This window comes from Sulfurimonas sp. (assembly GCF_041563035.1).
Lineage (GTDB): Bacteria > Campylobacterota > Campylobacteria > Campylobacterales > Sulfurimonadaceae > Sulfurimonas.
The window spans coordinates 52,935-72,981 of sequence record NZ_JBFFNS010000007.1 but is presented as its reverse complement, the minus strand read 5'-3'; the positions used below and the strand labels follow the sequence as shown (position 1 = coordinate 72,981).

At 34.0% G+C, this 20,047-nt stretch carries 22 protein-coding genes; 10 read left to right on the top strand and 12 right to left on the bottom strand.

The features are described 5' to 3' along the window. The first annotated feature begins 70 nt into the window (after positions 1–70). Both ABZC13_RS06790 and ABZC13_RS06785 read left to right on the top strand, forming a co-directional pair. A complete protein-coding gene (locus tag ABZC13_RS06790) occupies positions 71–1,261 on the top strand; it encodes a tetratricopeptide repeat protein (protein WP_373001657.1) in 1,191 nt (396 codons plus the stop codon). 69 nt (positions 1,262–1,330) lie between these two features. Then, the gene (locus tag ABZC13_RS06785) at positions 1,331–2,452 is read left to right on the top strand and encodes a Fic family protein (protein WP_373001655.1); all 1,122 of its coding nucleotides are present in this window, start codon (positions 1,331–1,333) and stop codon (positions 2,450–2,452) included. Here ABZC13_RS06785 and ABZC13_RS06780 read toward each other — a convergent pair. From ABZC13_RS06780 to ABZC13_RS06770, 3 genes are all read right to left on the bottom strand, one after another. After that, complete coding sequence (locus tag ABZC13_RS06780; RefSeq protein ID WP_373001653.1) at positions 2,449–2,817, bottom strand: nitrous oxide-stimulated promoter family protein; 369 nt, start codon at positions 2,815–2,817, stop codon at positions 2,449–2,451. The two genes, ABZC13_RS06785 and ABZC13_RS06780, sit on opposite strands and share 4 nt — an antisense overlap. Positions 2,818–2,882: 65 nt before the next feature. After that, positions 2,883–3,731, bottom strand: a complete 849-nt coding sequence (locus ABZC13_RS06775; RefSeq protein WP_373001650.1) for a prephenate dehydratase — start codon at positions 3,729–3,731, stop codon at positions 2,883–2,885. 4 nt (positions 3,732–3,735) lie between these two features. Next, the gene (locus tag ABZC13_RS06770; RefSeq protein ID WP_373001648.1) at positions 3,736–4,650 is read right to left on the bottom strand and encodes a DUF234 domain-containing protein; all 915 of its coding nucleotides are present in this window, start codon (positions 4,648–4,650) and stop codon (positions 3,736–3,738) included. Positions 4,651–4,739: 89 nt separating this feature from the next. Between ABZC13_RS06770 and ABZC13_RS06765 the strand changes: the two genes are divergently transcribed. Further along, positions 4,740–4,964 carry a hypothetical protein gene (locus ABZC13_RS06765; RefSeq protein WP_373001646.1) on the top strand — a complete coding sequence of 75 codons (225 nt, stop codon included), beginning with the start codon at positions 4,740–4,742 and terminating at the stop codon, positions 4,962–4,964. A gap of 2 nt (positions 4,965–4,966) precedes the next feature. On the opposite strand, the gene ABZC13_RS06760 is transcribed toward ABZC13_RS06765, so the two are convergent. The 4 genes from ABZC13_RS06760 to ABZC13_RS06745 are packed head-to-tail and all read right to left on the bottom strand — an operon-like array spanning position 4,967 to position 6,547. After that, positions 4,967–5,521, bottom strand: coding sequence for a GNAT family N-acetyltransferase (locus ABZC13_RS06760; RefSeq protein ID WP_373001644.1), 555 nt, complete (start codon positions 5,519–5,521; stop codon positions 4,967–4,969). Then, positions 5,514–5,738, bottom strand: coding sequence for a hypothetical protein (locus tag ABZC13_RS06755; RefSeq protein WP_373001642.1), 225 nt, complete (start codon positions 5,736–5,738; stop codon positions 5,514–5,516). The genes ABZC13_RS06760 and ABZC13_RS06755 overlap by 8 nt, the downstream gene beginning before the upstream one ends. A gap of 47 nt (positions 5,739–5,785) precedes the next feature. Further along, positions 5,786–5,986 (bottom strand): hypothetical protein, encoded by a 201-nt coding sequence (locus tag ABZC13_RS06750; protein ID WP_373001640.1) that lies wholly within the window; start codon positions 5,984–5,986, stop codon positions 5,786–5,788. 30 nt (positions 5,987–6,016) lie between these two features. Next, a complete protein-coding gene (locus ABZC13_RS06745; RefSeq protein ID WP_373001638.1) occupies positions 6,017–6,547 on the bottom strand; it encodes an RBBP9/YdeN family alpha/beta hydrolase in 531 nt (176 codons plus the stop codon). Between the two features lie 147 nt (positions 6,548–6,694). On the opposite strand from ABZC13_RS06745, the gene ABZC13_RS06740 reads away from it, so the two are divergent. Both ABZC13_RS06740 and ABZC13_RS06735 read left to right on the top strand, forming a co-directional pair. Next, a complete protein-coding gene (locus tag ABZC13_RS06740) occupies positions 6,695–8,710 on the top strand; it encodes an EAL domain-containing protein (protein WP_373001636.1) in 2,016 nt (671 codons plus the stop codon). 1 nt (position 8,711) lies between these two features. Beyond that, positions 8,712–10,025, top strand: coding sequence for a cytochrome c3 family protein (locus ABZC13_RS06735; protein ID WP_373001634.1), 1,314 nt, complete (start codon positions 8,712–8,714; stop codon positions 10,023–10,025). A gap of 2 nt (positions 10,026–10,027) precedes the next feature. Here the strand turns inward: ABZC13_RS06735 and ABZC13_RS06730 are convergent, their stop codons facing one another. After that, entirely contained in the window at positions 10,028–12,049 is a 2,022-nt protein-coding gene (locus ABZC13_RS06730; protein WP_373001632.1) for an EAL domain-containing protein, read from the bottom strand. Between the two features lie 64 nt (positions 12,050–12,113). Between ABZC13_RS06730 and ABZC13_RS06725 the strand changes: the two genes are divergently transcribed. The 3 genes from ABZC13_RS06725 to ABZC13_RS06715 all read left to right on the top strand — a co-directional run bounded on the left by ABZC13_RS06725 (position 12,114) and on the right by ABZC13_RS06715 (position 13,412). Continuing rightward, positions 12,114–12,344, top strand: coding sequence for a hypothetical protein (locus ABZC13_RS06725; RefSeq protein ID WP_373001630.1), 231 nt, complete (start codon positions 12,114–12,116; stop codon positions 12,342–12,344). A gap of 169 nt (positions 12,345–12,513) precedes the next feature. Beyond that, positions 12,514–12,780: a hypothetical protein gene (locus tag ABZC13_RS06720; protein ID WP_373001628.1), complete on the top strand. Its 267-nt coding sequence runs from the start codon at positions 12,514–12,516 to the stop codon at positions 12,778–12,780. 191 nt (positions 12,781–12,971) lie between these two features. Further along, positions 12,972–13,412, top strand: coding sequence for a DoxX family protein (locus ABZC13_RS06715; protein WP_373001626.1), 441 nt, complete (start codon positions 12,972–12,974; stop codon positions 13,410–13,412). Between the two features lie 8 nt (positions 13,413–13,420). On the opposite strand, the gene ABZC13_RS06710 is transcribed toward ABZC13_RS06715, so the two are convergent. Beyond that, complete coding sequence (locus tag ABZC13_RS06710) at positions 13,421–15,343, bottom strand: diguanylate cyclase (protein ID WP_373001624.1); 1,923 nt, start codon at positions 15,341–15,343, stop codon at positions 13,421–13,423. Continuing rightward, entirely contained in the window at positions 15,340–16,179 is an 840-nt protein-coding gene (locus ABZC13_RS06705) for a PhnD/SsuA/transferrin family substrate-binding protein (RefSeq protein WP_373001622.1), read from the bottom strand. Before ABZC13_RS06705 ends, ABZC13_RS06710 begins: the two co-directional genes overlap by 4 nt. A gap of 189 nt (positions 16,180–16,368) precedes the next feature. Here ABZC13_RS06705 and ABZC13_RS06700 point away from each other — a divergent pair, with 189 nt between their 5' ends. Beyond that, positions 16,369–17,406: a hypothetical protein gene (locus ABZC13_RS06700; RefSeq protein ID WP_373001620.1), complete on the top strand. Its 1,038-nt coding sequence runs from the start codon at positions 16,369–16,371 to the stop codon at positions 17,404–17,406. Between the two features lie 88 nt (positions 17,407–17,494). Then, positions 17,495–18,895: an HD-GYP domain-containing protein gene (locus ABZC13_RS06695; protein ID WP_373001618.1), complete on the top strand. Its 1,401-nt coding sequence runs from the start codon at positions 17,495–17,497 to the stop codon at positions 18,893–18,895. 5 nt (positions 18,896–18,900) lie between these two features. Here the strand turns inward: ABZC13_RS06695 and ABZC13_RS06690 are convergent, their stop codons facing one another. Continuing rightward, on the bottom strand, positions 18,901–19,476 hold the full coding sequence (locus ABZC13_RS06690; protein WP_373001616.1) for a transglutaminase family protein: 576 nt from the start codon (positions 19,474–19,476) through the stop codon (positions 18,901–18,903). Then, positions 19,476–20,006, bottom strand: a complete 531-nt coding sequence (locus ABZC13_RS06685) for a hypothetical protein (RefSeq protein ID WP_373001614.1) — start codon at positions 20,004–20,006, stop codon at positions 19,476–19,478. Before ABZC13_RS06685 ends, ABZC13_RS06690 begins: the two co-directional genes overlap by 1 nt. Positions 20,007–20,047 lie beyond the last annotated feature (41 nt).

Here is a 20,047-nt window from a genome sequence, read left to right as displayed (position 1 = left end):
TTATACTGTTTTATTGGTGTTAAAAATCTATATAAGATATAATCATTGAAAATATTCTAAAGGATTTTATTTGTTTAAATTTTTACTTGTTATTATAATGCTTACTTCATCGTTGTTATATGCAAAAGCTCAGGATACAAAATTATTGGAATATAAAGTTGGGCAACTAATAAAAGAAAAAGATGTTTTAAAAAGTCAAGTGCAAGACTTAATAAAAGATAACGAAACTTTTAAATTAAAAATTAATACAATAAAAGAAAATTATCAAAATGAAGCTGAGAATAATAGAAATTTATATGATAAGCAATTGACTACGTTTCAAGTTATACTTGGTGTAGTAGGAGCATTGTTCTTGCTAGTAACTTTTTTGGGTATTAACAATATTAAGGGTTATGTCGTAAAACTAATTGATGGTAAGACTAATGATAAAATTAAAGAGTTGGAAAAAACTATTAAAGAGTATAAAGACTTACTTGAAAAAATAAAAATTAAAACTGAAAAAGAGGTAGAAGATTTTATAAATACTATGTCTGAGGATATAGTAAACCAGACAAAAGAATTTTCAGTAGAAGAAAAAGAATTATTACAAAAGCTGTCTGAAGAAGTAAAAAATAAACAAGACAAAACTGAAAATGATTGGTATGTGTTAGCAATGAGATACACTAATCAAAATGACTACAAAAATGCTGCTAATGCCTACAACAAAGTAATTGAATTAAATCCGAAAAACATAGTAGCATATAATAATTTAGGTTATGTATATGGTAAGCTTGATGAAGATGAAAAAGCTATTAAAGTATACGAAGAAGCATTGATTATAAATCCAAATTATGTTCAAGTTATTGTTAATCTAGGTATTAGTTATGGAAAAATAAATGAATATGAAAAAGCAATTAGTTGTTATAAAAAAGTTCCAGAAAATCATGAACAATACAAACAATCATTTTTAAATCTTTACGAATTGTCAATTATTACTAATATTACTATTGATGAAGGTTTAGTAAGTAAGTTTCTTGAAAAATATGCTTCTAATAAAGAAGAAATGATTAAGTATGACATGCTTGAAATAATAAAGGACATAAAAAATAATAAAGATATAACTAATAAGCTTCAAAATTGGAAAGATAAGTATAAAAGTGTTTCTTTGAAAGGATGGGGCTTTAAAGAATTGGAAAGTTTGATTAATAGTGAAGATAATCCAAAAATAAAGTCTCATTTACAGAATGCTCTTGAAATATTCAAGTTACATCCACAAGATTAAATTTTATTCTCGTCTGAAAATGATACAATAAAAACCCATAATCATATCAAAAAATGATACAATTAGCTTATGGAATCGTATCATTATGAAAAAAAGTGGATTTGGGAGAGTGAAAACTTTCCAGATTTTACTTACACAAAACCAAAACTAGAAGAATTGTTTTACAAGCTTGGTCAGTTACAGACTGTTGAGAAGTTTATGAATGACTCGGATTCAAAAGAACTGCTTCTTGATGTGTTAGAGGATGAAGCAGTAGCTACTTCTGCCATAGAAGGTGAGATGCTACAGCGTTCTTCTGTTCGCTCTTCTATAAACAAAATCCTCAGACTTGGGTTTGAAGATGACTACAGTCACACAAACCAGACTGATGCTTTAGTAGAGATTATCATAGATGCTAAACAAAACTCAGGTGAGCCACTTAGTAAAGATAGACTTATGACTTGGCATAAAGCACTCTTTCCTACTGGTCAGTCAGGTTTTAAAAAGATTCAAGTCGGTGCATATAGAGTAGATGCCCAAGAGATGCAGATAGTCTCAGGCTCATGGGAAAAAGAAAAAGTTCACTATAAAGCACCACCATCTAGTATGATGGATAAGATGATGAATGAATATCTTGTTTGGTTAAATGAAGAAGTTGACGCATCTGAGATTATCTACAAAGCTTCTATAGCGCATCTGTGGTTCTTACTTATACACCCTTTTGATGATGGAAACGGTAGGATAGCAAGAGCGATTAGTGATTATGTTTTAAGTAAGTCAAATCTTGTAAATGCAAACTTCTACTCAGTTGCTACAACAATTCATGCTCATAGAAAAGAGTACTATCAAACACTTGACAGAGTTTGTGTGAAAGATGATTTAGATATCAGTCTATGGATGAAGTGGTTTGTTGAACTGCTAACTGAGTCCATAGAACAGACACTTATAAAAGTTCAAACAGTTAAAACAAAAGCCATGTTTTGGGATAAGCATATAAACACAAAACTAAACGATAGACAAAAAAAAGTCATTTTAAAGATGCTCGCATCTCTGCCGCAAGAGTTTGAAGGTGGTATGAAAGTTAGTAAATATATCTCTATAACAAAAGCTACGAGATTAACATCAAGCAGAGATTTGTCCGACTTGGTTGAAAAGGGTGTTATGCAGAGTCACGGAAACGGTCGTAGTGTTTTTTATACCTTAGTGTTTTAAGCACTCTTCTGAAATCTACCAAAGAGTTTTTTTCTGATTTTGAGGATGCCAAATCTCAACCCGCTGTATCTCATAATCTTTGCTAAAAGTTTCCATTCTGCTTTGTCATAACACGGTTTTGGGCATTTTCTACAGCTTGGTTTTTCGTCGTGCGGGCATTCTTGAAGTTTGAGGTATGAGTAGTGAAGAGTCTCTTCGCACTTTTCACACAGGGTGTAGTGTATCTCTTCGTTTAGGTCTTTATTGTTGTAGTTAAGGTTGATGCAGTCTTTACTTTTTTGGGCTTTAAAATGCTCACTGTCACAGTAGCATTGAATAAACTTTAAAACAGTTTGACTGTCATGGATAAATTTTTCTTCTGTCATTTTTTTTCACTTTGAATAAGTGTATCTAAAAATAATGTTACTTATCTTGATGTATGTCGGTTAAATCAAGCTCGTAAGTTCTCTCTCATAGAGTGAGGTATATAAGTTCCAAGCATCTTTACGCTGTTGGCAAAGTAGGCTAACTCTTCAAGTGCCAGTTTTACATTTGTCTCATCTGGATGCCCGTCTATGTCGATGTGAAACTGAGAAAGCGTAAGAGTGCCACTGCCGGAATAACTCTCTATTTTGATGATATTTACGCTGTTAGTCGCAAAGCCGCCAAGTACTTTGTAGAGTGCTGCAGGTATATTTCTTACTTCAAAGATAATAGAGGTAATGTACTTTTCTTTTTCATCAAACGCAGGAACAATATGCTTTTTAGAGAGAACAAGAAAACGTGTAGTGTTGTTTTTAAGATCTTGAAATTCTTCTTCTAAAATCTCTAAGTCATATATCTCTGCTGCTAAGCTGGATGCTATGGCAGAGTGAGTTTTGTCCTGCATATTTATAAGTTCTTCTGCCGAACCTGCTGTATCAAACTTGGCAATAGCTTCTAGATTGTACTTTTCTATGTGACTCTTACATTGAGCTAGTGCCTGAGGATGAGATGATACACTTTTGATATCTTCTATCTTAGTTCCTGGAAGAGCAAGTAGACAGTGGTTTACGGGCTGATAATACTCATCTATGATGTGTAGTTTCATCTTTGGTATAAGTCTGTATATCTCTTCAACCCTACCGGCCGTTGAGTTTTCCATAGGGATCATCGCTACGTCAGCTTCATTCTCTTCAACGAGATACATAGTCTCATCAAATGATTTACAAGCGATAGCTTCATACTCAGGAAACTGATTGTAGCATGCTAGGTGAGAGTAAGCACCTTTTACACCTTGGTAAGCAACTTTTCTTTTCATGTTATTAATATCTTTTCCCACTGCATTCTATGAAATCTCTCTCACTTAGGTCTTCTACAAGACTTTTGAAGTTTTTAAGAGCAAATAGTCTTAAGTCTGCACCTTTTAGAGTTTTAAGCTCATTTGAAAAACCATTCTTTGATATAACAACATTTATATCAGCAGTGAGTTCAGCCTTCTCGCATTGTTCTTTTAGTTTTGTAAGCTCTGTTTTTTTCGCTTTAGAGTTAGAGTTTTTACAGATGCCCGCAACGATCTTGCCAGACTTGGTTTTTGCTAAGATATCTATCTCAGTATTTCTGTCCCAGTAGCTTCCTATCTCTGTAATAGGGTCCTCTTTAAAACTTTTTTTCATAACTTCCATTGCAAGTTTTGTAAAGATAAGTTCAGAGAACTCTTGTTGGCGGTTGGCAAAGCTTTCTTTGCTTTCTTTGTAGTCACCGTCTCTGATACCTTTGAAAAAAGGAGATACAAAAGAGAACCAAAAGCGCATAAACGGTTTTGTAAAGTTTAGTTTTTCATCTATGTTGTCTTCTGAGTTAGGCGGAGATTCCAGTGAGTACTCAGCTTCGAGCATACCTCTTTCATAAAGATTTTCCAAAGCGTATTCACCGTCAGATCTTGAGATGCGGGCTTTCTTTAGAGCAGAGTGAGTACGACGGTCTCCCATAGCGATGCCGCTTAAAAGCAGGTGAGAGTGTCTATCACTCTCCGTAATCTTTGTAATATCTGCATGAATATATCTATAGTTGTTTAAAACTTTACTCTCTATAAGCTCTTCTAGAGGCACACCCATATCAACACTCCAGCTCATTCCGCCAAATACAGAAAAGTACTTTATTGCCTGTTCCATATCTATAGGGTTGTTTTGAAAGTAAAAAGAGCGGAATTGTTCTAAGAGTGTTGGATGCTTTGCCATGAGAGAAGCCTTTTGTTTGTTTTTGAAATTATACAGCAATAATACGAAGATGGCTATAATTAGACAATTTAAAAAATAGAGAACCGATTATGAATGAAAAAGTAGAATCAATAACATTTGATATACCACTAGAACTTTCGCAAGAGTTAGATATATTATCTGTAGAGATTGGTAAAGATAAACAAAGAATGCTTACAGAAGCTCTCAATATGTATCTTGCATATCAAGAGTTGAGCCTACAACAAAAACCTATGGAAGATGAGAGCAATAAGCCTCTAACTGCAGATGAGTTTTTTGACGACTTAGATATTTAGAATTAGTCCATCCATCTTCTTGGATCATATCCATCAGTTGGTCTGACTACTTCTTTTTTCTCTAGTTTTTTGAGCATCGTAAAGACGTCACTTCCATCAACAGGGCTTTTGCCCTCAGAAGCTTCAACTATCACAAAGCCAAACTTCTCAAAAAGTTTTACAGCTTTAGAGTCTTGTAAAACACTAACACTGACTTGCTCAAAAACGGCACCCGCTTCTTGTAAAAGTTGATTAAGCATAGCGAAACCGATTCCTTTACTTCTCAACTCTGGAATGACTGCTATATTTAGCACAGGTGTATTTGCATCTACGTAACCCATAGCACCATCTTCAGCTTTAAGAAGACGTATCCATATAGCTCCGGATATTTTGTTGTCTACCAGTGCATAGAGACCTAAGTCTTTAGTAGATAGTCCATAAAATTTCTGATAAATATCTAGTGCAGGGAAATCGGTTAGGGGTTTGTTTAATTCATCCAGTCGCATTGAATAGCGAAGCATATCCGCCGCAATTTTCTGCTCAGAAGATCTGAGAAAGTAAAGCGTCGGGTTAAGCATACGTGTCTAAAAGAGGACTAGAACCAACAGTAGGCTTCACTTCACTAGTTTGTGTTGCTTGAAAACTTTGTGCATTTGCGAGAGAGGTGTTAGTACTTTTAATAATCTCTGAACCAGTGTCTGGTGCACTGCTTTCCTGCTTTGAACTAGGGTCAGGTCTACCAACCTGAACTTGGCTTGGATAAGGTGATTGAAATGTATAACGAGTTACATTCATAACAACTCCTTTAACTGTACATACGCTAATTATAGCACAAAAAATATTTACTCAGTTCTTGTAGTAATGTCTATACCCTTCTCTTTTAAAGCGTAACCAATCTCAACAACTCTGTTCTTCCATTTTTCAGATTCAACGAAACCTTCGTAAGCGTCTAACTCTTTCTTTACAACTCTTGCTGCTATATTATCTATGTTTAGTAAAACTTCTTGCAGTTCTGATTCTAATTCTTCTACTGTATCGTTCATGGTTTAAAAATTCCTTTTTTGTAATTGTATCTATTTTAACTTATTTAGCATCCAAGTCCAAGGACCAAAACCACTATCTGCATTTATGTGTCCGGCATCTTCTAAAACTTTCATATCAACATTTAGTTCTTTTTGTAATGCTTTCGCTTCTTCTAGCTCCATATATGGGTCATTAGTAGAGCATACAAGTAAAACTTCTTTAGCATGAAGATTTTTAGGAGCTGTTACAGGAAAAAAGTTTTCTATCTCATCTATCTGAGAGTTTAAACTAGGAGGTGCTACTAAAAACAGTTTCTCCACATCGGCTATTTTTTCTTCATTACAAAGATGAAACCAAAGAGTGTTTGCAAGAGAGTGACAAATAACTATAGTCGGATTAAAATCATCAATTTCTTTTAAAAGTTCTTGTTTCCATCTTTTTTTATTTGGAAACTCAAAGTCTGATAGTTTTAAAAAACTAACACATCCATAATCCTTGGCAATTTCTGCTGCTAGCCAGCTTTGCCAATGAGGATAATCACTCCCTCCCCATCCATGTACAAGTAAGACTCTTTGTTTCATTTGAAAAATACCTTATTTAGTTTGTTAATATCTGAAGTAAGTTTATCTAAAATATATTGATAAATTATTTAGTTCACTAATAAGGGACAATATTAAGTTGTTAAGTATTATAATTAAATTAACATTTAACAAGCAACGAAAAGAGCTATGAAAAAATTATTCAATCTAAAAATTATTACTATGCTTGTCTGGACACTTACAGTCGTTGCATCTCTAGCATTTTCCGCATTTAATCAGTATCAGCAAAGTTTTGAGACTGCCCGTAATGTTGCCAGTGCCAACTTTGATAAAGATCAGGCATTTAGACAGTGGGCAACTACTCATGGTGGAGTCTATGTCCCTGTAGATATGAAGAGAACACCGCCAAGTCCATACTTAAGTCACATACCTGAGAGGGATGTGACAACAGTTACAGGGAAAAAGCTAACACTTATGAATCCGGCATATATGTTAAGACAGATGATGGATGAGTACTCAGGACTTTATGGGGCAAAAGGGCATATCACAGCCTTAGAGATTTTAAATCCAAGTAGCGCACCGGATGCATGGGAAAGAGATGCACTAAAAAAGTTTATAAAAGATGACTCAATCAAAGAAATAGTAGAACTTACTAAAGTCAATAATGAGGCATATATGCGTCTTATCCGTCCAATGGAAGTTACCTCTGGATGTCTGACTTGTCACGGTCATCAAGAATCCTATATAAACAATAAAACAGCCGGAGGAGTTAGTGTAATTGTTCCAATGGCCGAAATTTATAAACTTGCAATGAGCTCTTACAAGAAGACACTTATAATTCATATTATCTTTTGGCTTGTGGGTATGATACTTTTTCGGTTCGTATACAATAAAGAGAAAAAAGCTAAAGACGAACTAGAATACTTTGCAAATCATGATAGTCTGACCGGTCTTCCTAATCGTCATGCTTATATTGATAAAATAACAAGTATGGTGAATAAAAATAAAAATAATTTTGCTCTAGTCTTCATGGATCTTGACAACTTTAAAACTATCAATGACTCACTAGGACATACACTAGGAGATATGTTACTTCAAAAAGTTGCAAAACGTCTTAAAGATGAAATAAAAGAATATGATATGCTCTCGCGCTTTGGAGGGGATGAATTTGTATTTTTATTCTCAAACGTACAGAGTGAACTGACCATAGAAAAGACAATGATTAAGATTCATGAAGTACTTAAAAAGCCATTTATATTAAATACTTATGAAGTCTATACCACAGCATCTATAGGTATTGCAATCTATCCGGATGACGCACAAGATGCAGAATTGCTTTTAAGAAATGCAGATGTTGCGATGTATGACGCAAAGCAGTCAGGCAGAAGCAAGTACTCTTTCTTTAATGCTGATATGCTAAATCTATCTTCAAACCGTCTTATGCTTGAGAGTGAACTTCATAAAGCTTTAGAAAATAATGAACTCTTTTTACTTTTTCAACCTCAGGTATCACTATGTAATGAAGAAATAGTTGGAGTTGAAGCACTTATAAGATGGCAGCATCCGATAAAAGGATTAATCTCTCCTCTTGACTTTATACCTATCGCAGAAAATAGTGGCTTGATTATGCCTATAGGGGAATGGATTATAGACCAGGCATGTGATCAATTGGCTCTATGGAAGGGTACTCATATGAGTGAAGCCACTCTCTCTATAAACGTCTCAGCTAAACAAGTTTTACATCAAGATCTGTATTCATATATTGAAGCGGCAATAGAGAGGACTAAAATAGATGGCAGACTTTTAGAGTTAGAGATTACAGAGAGTGTTATTATGGAAAATATCAACGAGACTGTAAAAATATTATCAAGACTTAAAAAATTAGGTGTTTCTATATCTATTGATGATTTTGGCACCGGATACTCTTCTTTGAGTTATCTGAAAAAACTGCCTATAGATAAGTTGAAAATTGATAGAGAGTTCATAAAAGATATTCCAAATGACAAAGATGACATTGCTATTACAAATGCGATTATCAGTATGTCAAAATCACTATCATTAAAAATAGTTGCAGAGGGACCGGAAACAAAAGAACATATAGAATTTTTGCAAAATTCTAAGTGTGATATTGCTCAAGGGTTTTACTACTCAAAACCTATCCCAATAACAGAAGTAGAAAAATTAGCACTAAGTATGGGGAAGTAGATTGAAAAAAACTTTAGTTTTCATTGCAGGGATGATAGTTTTAGTTGGTGGATATTTTATTTATAAAGAAGCTTCAAAAATCTTGCCATTTTATGGACAGTTAACACAAAATCGAGTAGGTACAGAAACTGATCTTCAAATGGATGATCAAAAAGAGGCGCATTTTGTAGGAGCTGATAAATGTGTGAAGTGTCATGAAGGTAATCATAAATCTTGGAGCCACTCTCGTCATCCAAAGATGATACAAGATCCAAAAGCAAATCCATTTGCTGTAGTAGCTGACTTTTCAACGCTTCCTAGTGATGCTAACTTTGCTCTAAAAGATGCAGTTTATACAGTTGGTGGAAAGTTTAAACAACGATTTATGATGCGCAAAGATATCAACGGCACTGAAGACTATGTTTTAGGGAATTATCAGTGGAATGTTCAAACAAAAAAATGGCAAGGCTTTAAGCCATGGAAATACTGGTATAAAGATGCATATCCGCATGATAATGATCAACTTCCGACTTCTAGAGCTTGTGACGGTTGTCACTTTACAGGCTTTATGTCAAGTGAGAAAAGAGTAGATGCTGGTATTGCATGTGAGTCTTGCCATGGTCCTGCGTCTAATCACATCAAAGATCCTGAGTCTAAAGTCTACTTGGCATCTCTAAGTGATCCTGTTAGACAAAATGAAATCTGTCTGCAGTGTCATATGAGAAATAGAGATAACCGTATGAGAGATCAAAATATGAGTGAGATCTTTGGGGACGCTCGAGACTATCCTTTTGGTTATGAAGCCGGTAAACCTTTGAGTGACTACAAACTTGTAGCACCATTTGTTATGGGACAAGAGACTAAAGAGTTCTATGCAAATGGTATGGGTAAGAAAAACCGTATGCAAGGAAATGAGTTTGTTCACTCTATGAAAGGTAAACATGGTGTGACCTGTATAAACTGTCATAATCCTCATACGCTAGAGCCTACAGCAGAATCAAACACAGGAAATGACCTATGCATGAAGTGTCATACTTTTGGTTCAGTTATAGGACCACACCAAGAAAGCATCGAGAAGCATACACATCATAAGGCTAGCTCAAAAGGATCACTCTGTGTTGAGTGTCATATGCCTAAAGTAGGAAAGCATACAGGCAAGTCACCTATAACAGTTAGGACTCACATGTTTGGCTTTACTACCCCAAAAGAAACGCTTGCGTACAACATGCCTAAAGATACTAACGCATGTTATGCATGTCATAAAAAAGATAGAGATATGAATACTCTTCAAAAAGATTTAGAAGAGTGGGGCATGATAGGTTGGGATAAGAGGTAGAACTAATCTTTTAGTTTTAAAGATGGTTCACCAAAGAGATATCCTTGAAACTCATCCACTCCAAGTTCTTCACATATAGCTAAAACTTCTTTTGAGTGGATGTACTCTGCAATTACTAATATTCCAAGGTTGTGAGCAAAGTTAATCAGTGTTTTTACAATGTTATATGACTTGATATCTGTATCTATATTTTTTATCAATGACCCGTCTATCTTTAAGTAGTCAGGTTCGAGATCCAGCAGATACGAGAAGTTTGAGTAGCCTGTACCAAAATCATCAATAGCAATCTTAGCCCCATGACTTTTAACAAAATTAATAAACTCTTTGATATTTGGAATATCATGAATATCTTGACTCTCTACTAGCTCAAATATAACTCTCTGGGGATTTTTAAAGTTTTCAAGATGTTTTTTTATAAAGTTGAAAGTATCTTGATTGATTATGTCATCTGCTTCTATATTTATAGAAAAAGATGTGTCTCTATCTTCAAACTCTTTAAAAGATTGAAAAATCATAGTTCTTGTAATATGCGGATAGTACTTAGTCTTTTTTGCAATATCTAAAAAGAAATAAGGTGACAATACCTCTTTATTATCTTTCATTCTAACAAGAGACTCATACTTTATAATATTTTTGTCTTTATCTACAATAGGCTGGTAGTAAGATACAAAATCAAAGTTTTTAATCGCATTTTTTATTTTTATAATAGTCTCAAGATTTTGAACTTGTCTTGTTTCATTATCTATATTTTTATCAAAAACAACAAGATCAATATGTTCTTTTTTAGCGTTTACAAGTGCAATATTTGCTTTTTCAAGAGCGTGGTCGTGATCAAATGAGATTCCTGCATGAAGAGATATATTTATCTCAATATCTTCTTTTTCAAAGTAAAGTGTATCATGCTCAATAGTTCTTATTAGCTGTTCTATAGAATCTTTGAACTCATCTTTGTCGAGTATCATAGGATTTATGATGGCTACTTCATCAGCTCCTAAACGGTATATTTTCAAAGGTGATTCTAAAAGATGACTTTTTGCTTTTTTACTCAGCATCTGTAAGACACTGTTCCCGATATCTACACCATATGAGTCATTGATATCTTTAAATGCTGCAACATCTACTATGGCTATATGAAACTCATCAAGTCTTTTGATCTCCTTAAATAGAGCTTGCCTGTTTGGCATACCGGTTAGAGAGTCTGTTAAAAACTGAGTTTCTAGCTCCTTGGTCTTAGCCTCTATCTGCTCTTCCATAGAAGTATAAAGCATATTCAACTCAAAAGCCATTGTATTAAAAGCCATTGATAGTTTTCCTATCTCATCATTGGAATAAACCTCAATGTTGTGAGCCAACTCTTTTTTTGAAAATGAACTAACAGCTGTTTTTAACTTCTCAATAGGTGATACAATTTTTTTAACAATTATCAAACCAAATACTAAAGAAAGCGCTATAGATAATATAATGGCAATAAAAACACTGTTTAGCGCTTCATCCTTCATAAGTTCTATTGCTTTATTTAGTATTTCATCTGACTCATGAAGTGATACAGCTGCGCCTAGAGCAGCTATGATTTTGCCATTTTTATTGGTGATAGGGTAGGTTATATCTATCCATCTATCACCATTTGGACCAGACTCATACAAAATAGTAGTTTTATTGTTTATGATGGCATCTATGTCTTCGACATACGAAGGAGTACCAATAATATCTCTATCTGTACTTACTATATGTGTATATTTTGATGTCTTTTTATCTTGATTATGAAGTGTAAGTCTTTTTATATGAGGTAGTCTACTTATTGTAGTTTCAAAGAGCTCTTGAATCTCTGAAGTGTTTTTGAGATTATTATCGTCTATGATATTTACATTTAGAACTTTTACAAAAGAGGTTATCTCTCTTTCTCTGTATACATTTAGATTTGTTGAGCTTTCCTCAACAGTGTGCATCAGTATAAATGTTGAAAATGTACCAATGATACTAATGATTAAAAAGTACCCTAAAAGTAGTTTATGAACTAGTTTCATGCTACAAAGATCTTAAACTTTTTAATAGTGTTTGCGTGTTTAAAATGATAATAAAGCCTCTAATGTGTTTGTATTATTATACATCAATATCCTTGTCTTTTTGGATATACTGAAGATAAATATTCTCCAAAAAGATGATTTAGTGCAAGAATTTGATTTTTTTGATAAGCTGAAAGTTGAGAATCAAGAGGAACTTCTAGCAAGACAATTTATGGAAGATAAAGAGTTCCAGCGTTATGTATTTGAGCAGTATGCAAAACGTCTGGATTCTATGGCATCTATGATTGAGAAGTAATTAGTAGAATCCTAAAGAGTTTTGAGAAGAATGCTATAGTAAAGTTGTCTAGGCTACAAATAGAGATTTGTTAGTTTACTCTTAAATATTAGAGTTATGTGACAAATATTACATTAATATTATTTATATTTGTGCTACAATTGTTTCAAATTAATTCAAAGGGTTCTAAATGAAAAAGTTAAACTTAGCAGCACTTCTTTTTGGTGCAATGTTATTTCTAGGTCTAGGTGCTACTGCAGCAAGTGCAGAAGGTATGAAATGTGGAGCTGGTAAATGTGGAAGCTCTATGAAACAACCGGCTACTAAATGTGGTGGTGAAAAAGAAAAAACTATGAGAAACAATTCTGATAAGTGTGGTGGTGAGAAAAAAGCTGCTGCAAAAAAAGATGAAAAAAAACCTATGAAGTGCGGCGCTGGTAAGTGTGGTTCTAAATAGTAAACCGAGACATTAAAACTCTTTTTAGAGTTTTAATCTCATCCCATCCTCTGCAAAGATAACTTCATTTTTTATATCCGATTTCTTTAAAGCAGTATAACATAAAGAACTAGATTAGTTATGTGATACATATTACATACTCTTATACTAAAATTGTGTTAGAATACTCATATAAACGTAAGGAGTCTGTTATGAACATTAAAAAATTATATTTAGAATTTACTCGTTTGAGTGAATACCTAAAATCAGTATCGTTACTTTTGGCAAGATTATTGATTGCTTATGGTTTTTATACCCCAGCTATGAACAAGTGGGCAGATATAGGCGCTGTTGCTGAGTGGTTCGGTTCTATGGGTATACCTTTTCCACTACTAAATGCATATATGGCGGCAAGTACAGAGATTGCCGGTGTTATCCTACTGACACTAGGACTTTTGACTCGTCTTATCTCTATCCCTCTTATTATAGTTATGATAGTTGCTATTGTCACAGTCCACCTTCCTCATGGATTTTCAGCAGGGGATAACGGTTTTGAAATACCACTATACTATATGATATTTTTACTCGGGTTTGTTGCACATGGAGCCGGTAAATTTTCTCTAGATAGATTTATATTTGGTGAGAAAAACTAAATTAGATTTTATATGAAGCTAAAAACAACTTTGTTACGACCGTTTTTCTTAGCTTCATAGAGTTTCTCATCGGCCTTTTTTACGCTCTCATGAATGTCTGCAGTTGCTTCATGCAGAGATAGTCCAAAACTACATGTAAGATGTCTGACTATATCAAACTCATGATTTTGTATAGTCTTTCTTAGGTGCTCCGCTTCTTTATATACTTCATCGATAGAGTTTGCAGGAAGCAGGATAAGAAACTCCTCTCCACCCCAACGTATAAGCTTATCGCTACTGCGTATATTTTTCTTTACAAGATCTACAATTATTCTTAAGACATCATCACCTGCTTTATGCCCGTAAGTGTCATTTACCTCTTTAAAATGGTCTATATCGAAAAATATGATTCCTGTATTTTTATTTTCTGAGGCATTAGCATCTATAAGAGAATCAATAGTTTTCTCAAAATATACTCTGTTATAAGCTTTTGTTAACTGGTCTCTAACTATCTGTTTTTGAAGTTGAAGTTTCTCAGTCATAGCATCACTTATGTCACTAAAATTTATGATGTAGTTTTCTCTGTCATATCTATTTATTGAGACAGTAAATGCATGCGGAGTTAAAGTCTTATCCAACATAGATACTATTCTGTTTCTTCCAGATAGGTTTAACAGACTCTCAACCCAATGTTTTTCATTTTCTTTTACATCAGCTAAGCTAAAGAAGCCATTACTTCTTACAAATAGCTCACAGATACAATCATGTTTATTTAAAAAATCCTCCATGTTCGCATATTTGAAAAAGTCAAAAAACTTTTTATTTGCAAACTTGAATTTTTTACCATCGGTTAAAACAACTATAGAGTTTTGGATATCTATAAACTTTTGAAGTTTTAAAGACTCATTTTTTACTCTTTGGATTTGAACTAAAACAGCTACTATTAGTACAAAGAGTAGTAATGCACCAAGAAATACAACGAAACTAAAGTCTTGATATCTTTTTTGTATATCAACGATCTCTTGAAGATTTGTAAAAGAGACTACATAACCGGCATTTTTATTATCAATATCTTTAAGAGATAAAAAAGTAACAACATAGCCTTTTTCATCCTCTATAATAGGAACTGTGAAGCTATCTTTTTTACTTAGTTTTTGTAAAAAACCTTTACTCTCTTTCGTCAAAGATGTAAGCTTGTTTACAAAAGAATCATCTTGAGTCTTTCTAGTTACATTAGAGATATCCTGATTTTCAAGATAGTAATTCTCACTAAATTGTGAGGGTACAAAAAAGTCTATATGATCTTTAAAAACTTTATCATAACTTACTGATTTTTCCAGGATGATTTTATGAGCATAAAAAGGAAGTATCTTTTGCAGTTTTCTCTCTATCCCTTCAAAAGATACTGAAAACTCTACACTGCCTAGATGCTCTCCTTTGTCAACTATTGGAAAAACATATCTATATCCAGGAAGTACTCTACCACCTTCAAAACCTACCATTGTTTTAAGTTCTGAATTAGCAACTCTAATGGAAGTTCTTATATCTTTTAAGGAGTCACCACTTTTATATGGCAGGTGAAATCTGAGCAGACTTTTAGAATCGTGGGTATGAAAATGAAACTGGCGGATGCTTTGCTTTTTAAGAAAATCATACTCTTTGTAAAGGAGTCTGAAAAAGTCCCCTCTGAGAACTGCCTTTGTTTCTTCATCAGCATCTTTGAACTCTCTTAAAATATATAATGCTTTTTTATTTTGCATAATGTCATAGAAATTTTTCTCAGCAACTAGAAGGTAAGTGTTTAGTATAGATTTATTAGCAACATCCATAGATTCTAGACTTTTGTCTGCTACGTTTTGTATTACTTCATCTTTAGATGTTTGCATGTATCTGTAGAAGACTGCTGTGAGTATTATGACAAAGATAAGTGCAATAGAGATTTTTATCTTCATTGCATATTTCCTTTTTTAGGAATATGAAAGTTTACATTTAACTCATTGTAGTCATCTATATTTGCTTTTTCTATACCGTTTTTGGTTATGCCTTTCCAGCTTTTATATGTTTCTTGAGGAAGACCAAGAAGGGCATCTTCAATCTCTTTGATCTGCTCTTTTGAGAGAGTCTGAGTATTTACTACAAGTGAAAAACCAGGCAGAAGTCTGCTTTGTGCGATTATCTCCATACCAAGTGACTCATACTTTTTTGCTATGCTATCTTTGGCACCAGCTATTAAAAACTCTCCTTTAACCACAGAGATAAGAGCATTTGTATGAGACATAGTATAGTCGTATTTTTGTTCTTTTAGCTCAATGTTAAAGTTTTCTTTGAGAAGTAGATTTGTCATTAGGTAACCACAAGTAGAAAGTGGTTGCGTTAGTGCTACTTTTATCTGTTTCTCTTTGTCAAATTTGTCATTTTTGAACTTTGCGAGTACACATCTGTACTTGCTAGAGCCACTCTTTTGTTTAAATGTAATGATCGGTTTTACAAACATATACTCTTTTTGTAGAGAGATAAATGGAAGTGGACCAAGGTAAGCCATGTCTATAGTACCGTCTTTAAAGCCGTTTAATATATCTTGATAGTCTTGTTTATATACGTATTTTATATCAATAGATAGTTTTTCTTTTAGATAAGAGTTCATAGGTAAAAAGTCTTCTATGTTTTTTGAAGCTTTTTTTGTAGGGAGTGGGGCAAACTTAATGACTCTTTTTTCGTTACTAAAGAGCGTAGTAGAGAGAAGTATAAAAACAGTTAGTATAAATGTTTTTTTTGCAAACATTGTCATTTTTTCTCCGAAAATATAAACACTAATGCTAACAGAAGTAAATATAATTATTACTTAATTTAGTTATATATTTAAGAAATAGAAAAGGGAAAGGGTACTCTACTTGCTATTATATTTAAACGGATTAAGGAGATTCCCTAAACTTAGGCAATCAGGGACGGTCATAAGACCTAGCAAAAAGGCTGAGCTATGAAAATAGAATCACATGAGATTGCAATGCAATCGCAACACACGTTAAAGAGGGTAGAGTTAGAAGCCATGATGAGCTTTTCTACATTCTTTACTGACGCTCCGGTTGGCAAGGACGCAACCAAGAAGCTACAAAACATGCATGAATCAGAGCCTCAAAATGAGGTAGGTGCATTTCTCACAAATCATGCACAAACACTAAATGAGATTATCCAAAATCTCATAAAGATGCTCAGTGCAAAAAGAGAACCAGAAGAAGCACCCGAAGAAGAAGTTTTCGGTTATTCACACTTCTCAATGATGCAACGCTATGAAGAGCATGAAAAACTCGATTTCTCAACCATGGGACATATTAAAACAGACAAAGGTGACTTTGATATCAACCTGAACTTCTCAATGAGTAGAAGTTTTATGATAGAAAACCGTATAGACATCTACAGTAGTTTTGATCCGCTTGTCATAAACTTGGACGGAGATATTCCAAATCTCTCTACAGACACATTCTCTTTTGATCTTGACAATGATGGAGAAAAAGACCAAATCTCTAGCTTAGGAAGCGGAAGCGGTTTTCTGGCACTTGATAAGAACTTGGATGGAGTCATAAACCAAGGAAGTGAACTTTTTGGGACACTTACAGGAAATGGTTTTGGTGAATTAAGTGAGTATGATATGGATGGCAATCACTGGATAGATGAAAATGACAGCATTTTTGACAAGCTTCGCATCTGGTTTAAAAATGGAGACGACAATGAAAAAGAGTTAGTTGGTCTTGGTGAAGTTGGCATCGGAGCTATCTTTTTAGACTCGGCAGCAAGTGAGTTTACCTATAAAACTAACACGAACCAAACTCTTGGTGAGATGAAGAGTTGCGGAATGTTTTTAAATGAAGATGGAACATGCGGGAATATTTCCCAGATAGACTTTGCATCTCGCGCAAAAGAGCAAGGACAAGACAAACAAAAAGAGGAGTTTGAAGTTGCAGAGGCAAACGCAAATATAGTTATAGAAGAACCTCTAGCCACACTTCTACAGGCATAAAGAGAGAGTGCGAAAGCACTATCTCTTTCTTCAGCTTAGATTTAAGAAATGTACTTATAATATGCTAAAACACTATTTATGAGATAAAATGCAAAAACAGAGTATAAAAAATATTACAGTTACTCAATTGTTAAAAGTGTTTCTTGTGTCCATGCTCATTATAGCGGCTGTTATTGGATTAAGCTATAGAAGCTTTTTTGAGTTTGTAATAGAGAAAAAAATCATATCAGTTTCAGAAATAGTAAAAGCCGGTCTGACATCGCACATGAAAGCCGGCATCATGGACAAACGTGCTTACTTCTTAAATGAGATATCTTCAGTATATGACATAAAATCTATAAAAATAATTCGTGGTGACTCTGTAAATAAACAGTTTGGAGAATCCACACTGTATGAAAAAAGACTTACGCCTTACCTTAAAAAAATCCTAGAAAAAAAAGAAGTCTTTATTTTATTTAATGACATGGACAGTTCAGTAGAAGCTGTTGTTCCATACATTGCAAGCTCAGAAGGAACTTTAAATTGTTTAGAATGCCATAATGCAAAAGATGGAGAAGTACTTGGAGCAGTTGACATTACTATAGATATTAACTCATATCAAGTCGCTGCCCTTGAAAACAGCTATATAATCGGTGTTGCATTGCTCTTTTTAGCATTTGTAATCATACTGAATATGTTTCGTGTTATCGAACGATATATTCGTAAACCACTATCTAACATCATAGAAGATGGAGAGCTGGCTTATAGTTCTAGACAAGCTATAGACAGTTCAAAATATGAAAGTAGAGAGTTTGAAGATGTTGTGAAAAACGTCAACAAGTTTAACTTCAATATCTTGGAAAAAGAAGAAGAATTACTAGTTAAAAATATACAACTTCAAAATCTAAATGAAGAGATAGAATCAACTCTAAGAGAGACTATGCTTGCAGTTGGACGTATTGAAGAAGTTCGTTCAGGGGAGACTAAGCTTCACACAAAACGTGTTTCTATTATAAGTACACTTATTGCAAGAGAATGTGGTCTCAGTGAAGAAGAAGTAGCTCTTATAGAACTTGCATCTCCATTGCATGATATTGGGAAAGTTGGGATAAGTGACTCTATCTTGAACAAACCTTCAACATTGACTGAAGCAGAATTTGAAATAATGAAGTCACACTCTTTGTTTGGTCGTGATATTTTAAATCATTCAGAACGTAAACTTTTACAGACAGCGGCAATTATTGCATATGAGCATCATGAAAAATATGACGGTACAGGGTATCCGCAGGGCTTAGTAGGTGAGGAAATATCTATATATGCGCGTATAGTTGCTATTGTCGATGTTTTTGATGCCCTACTGTCTAAACGTGTATACAAAGAGAAGTGGCCACTAGAAGAGGTGATGGAATTACTTCAAAAAGAGAGCGGTAAACATTTTGACCCAAAACTAGTGGATATTATTATTAAAAATAAAGATGAATACAAAAGAATTCTTAGAAAGTTATCATAAGAGTCTTAGTCTGGCTTTACATCCGGAAAGTTATGTGTCATCTCTTCGTAAGTAGTGTACTTCTTTAGTGCATCTACAACTTCTGGAAGTGGGTCTTCTAGTATCTTGGGCAAATCATATTCATGCTCTTCTAACTCAAATGCCAACTTTTCTATAGGTGGGTTAAACTGCGCATCTACCCCTTCTTTATTTGCTCTTGCATCTATCCTATACCAACCAAACTCTTTTAAGTAGATGGCATTGAGACCATGAAGACAGTAGACGTCTTTAACATACTCAGAACATGAAAGTCTTTGATAACAAAACCCTGTTGGAATGTTGTTAGCACGTAGAAGAGCCGCTAGCAAGATACTTTTAGCATAACACCAACCTGTTCTGTGTTTTAAAACATCACTAGCTTTGATGGTCGTTATGTTATCTTGAGCGTCCCCACTGTGGTTGATTTTGTCTCTAACATATGTAAAACAGTTACGGGCTGTTTCTTCATCTGTTAGAGCATTATGTGATAGCTCAGATGCAAGCTTTTTTATATCTGGATGCGAAAAGTCTACAAGCTCTGTCTCTTTTAAAAACTTTTTCATTAGATACTTTTTAAATCCGGTGGAGTTATGTGGTTTGCTTTGTAGTCTTGAAGTTTGTTGTTTTTATCCATCTTCTTAACCCAGTTTTTTAAAGACTTCCTATCTTCTACATAGTCCATTTTTGGAACTGATTCACCGCAACTAGACTCAACAGCATAGATGTTAAACTGAAATATGTCTCTAACAAGACTCTCCTTTTCTCTAAATAGTTTTAGATACTCAGCAAACTTCTCACTCTTAGCATCTATGATAATAGCTTTACAAAAGATCCTCGTTATGTTCGCTTTTCCCTCAAAGGCGTTAAAGACCAGAGTAAACTCTCCATCATTTTTAGCATCTCTATATGTACGGTTTCCACTTCCCGGATAGTTCATAAAAACTAGTGTAGAGTTGTCTAAAACTCTGATGGAGTCATAACCCTTAGGTGAGAGATTTACCTCTTTACCAGATGAACTGGCAAGATAAAAAAGCTTCTGGTGCTTAATAAACTCTATGTCTGAATCTTTTAAAGTTTTGTACTGTAAGCCCATATTTGCAGCCTTATAATCTTTTATTTTGACGATTATATCTA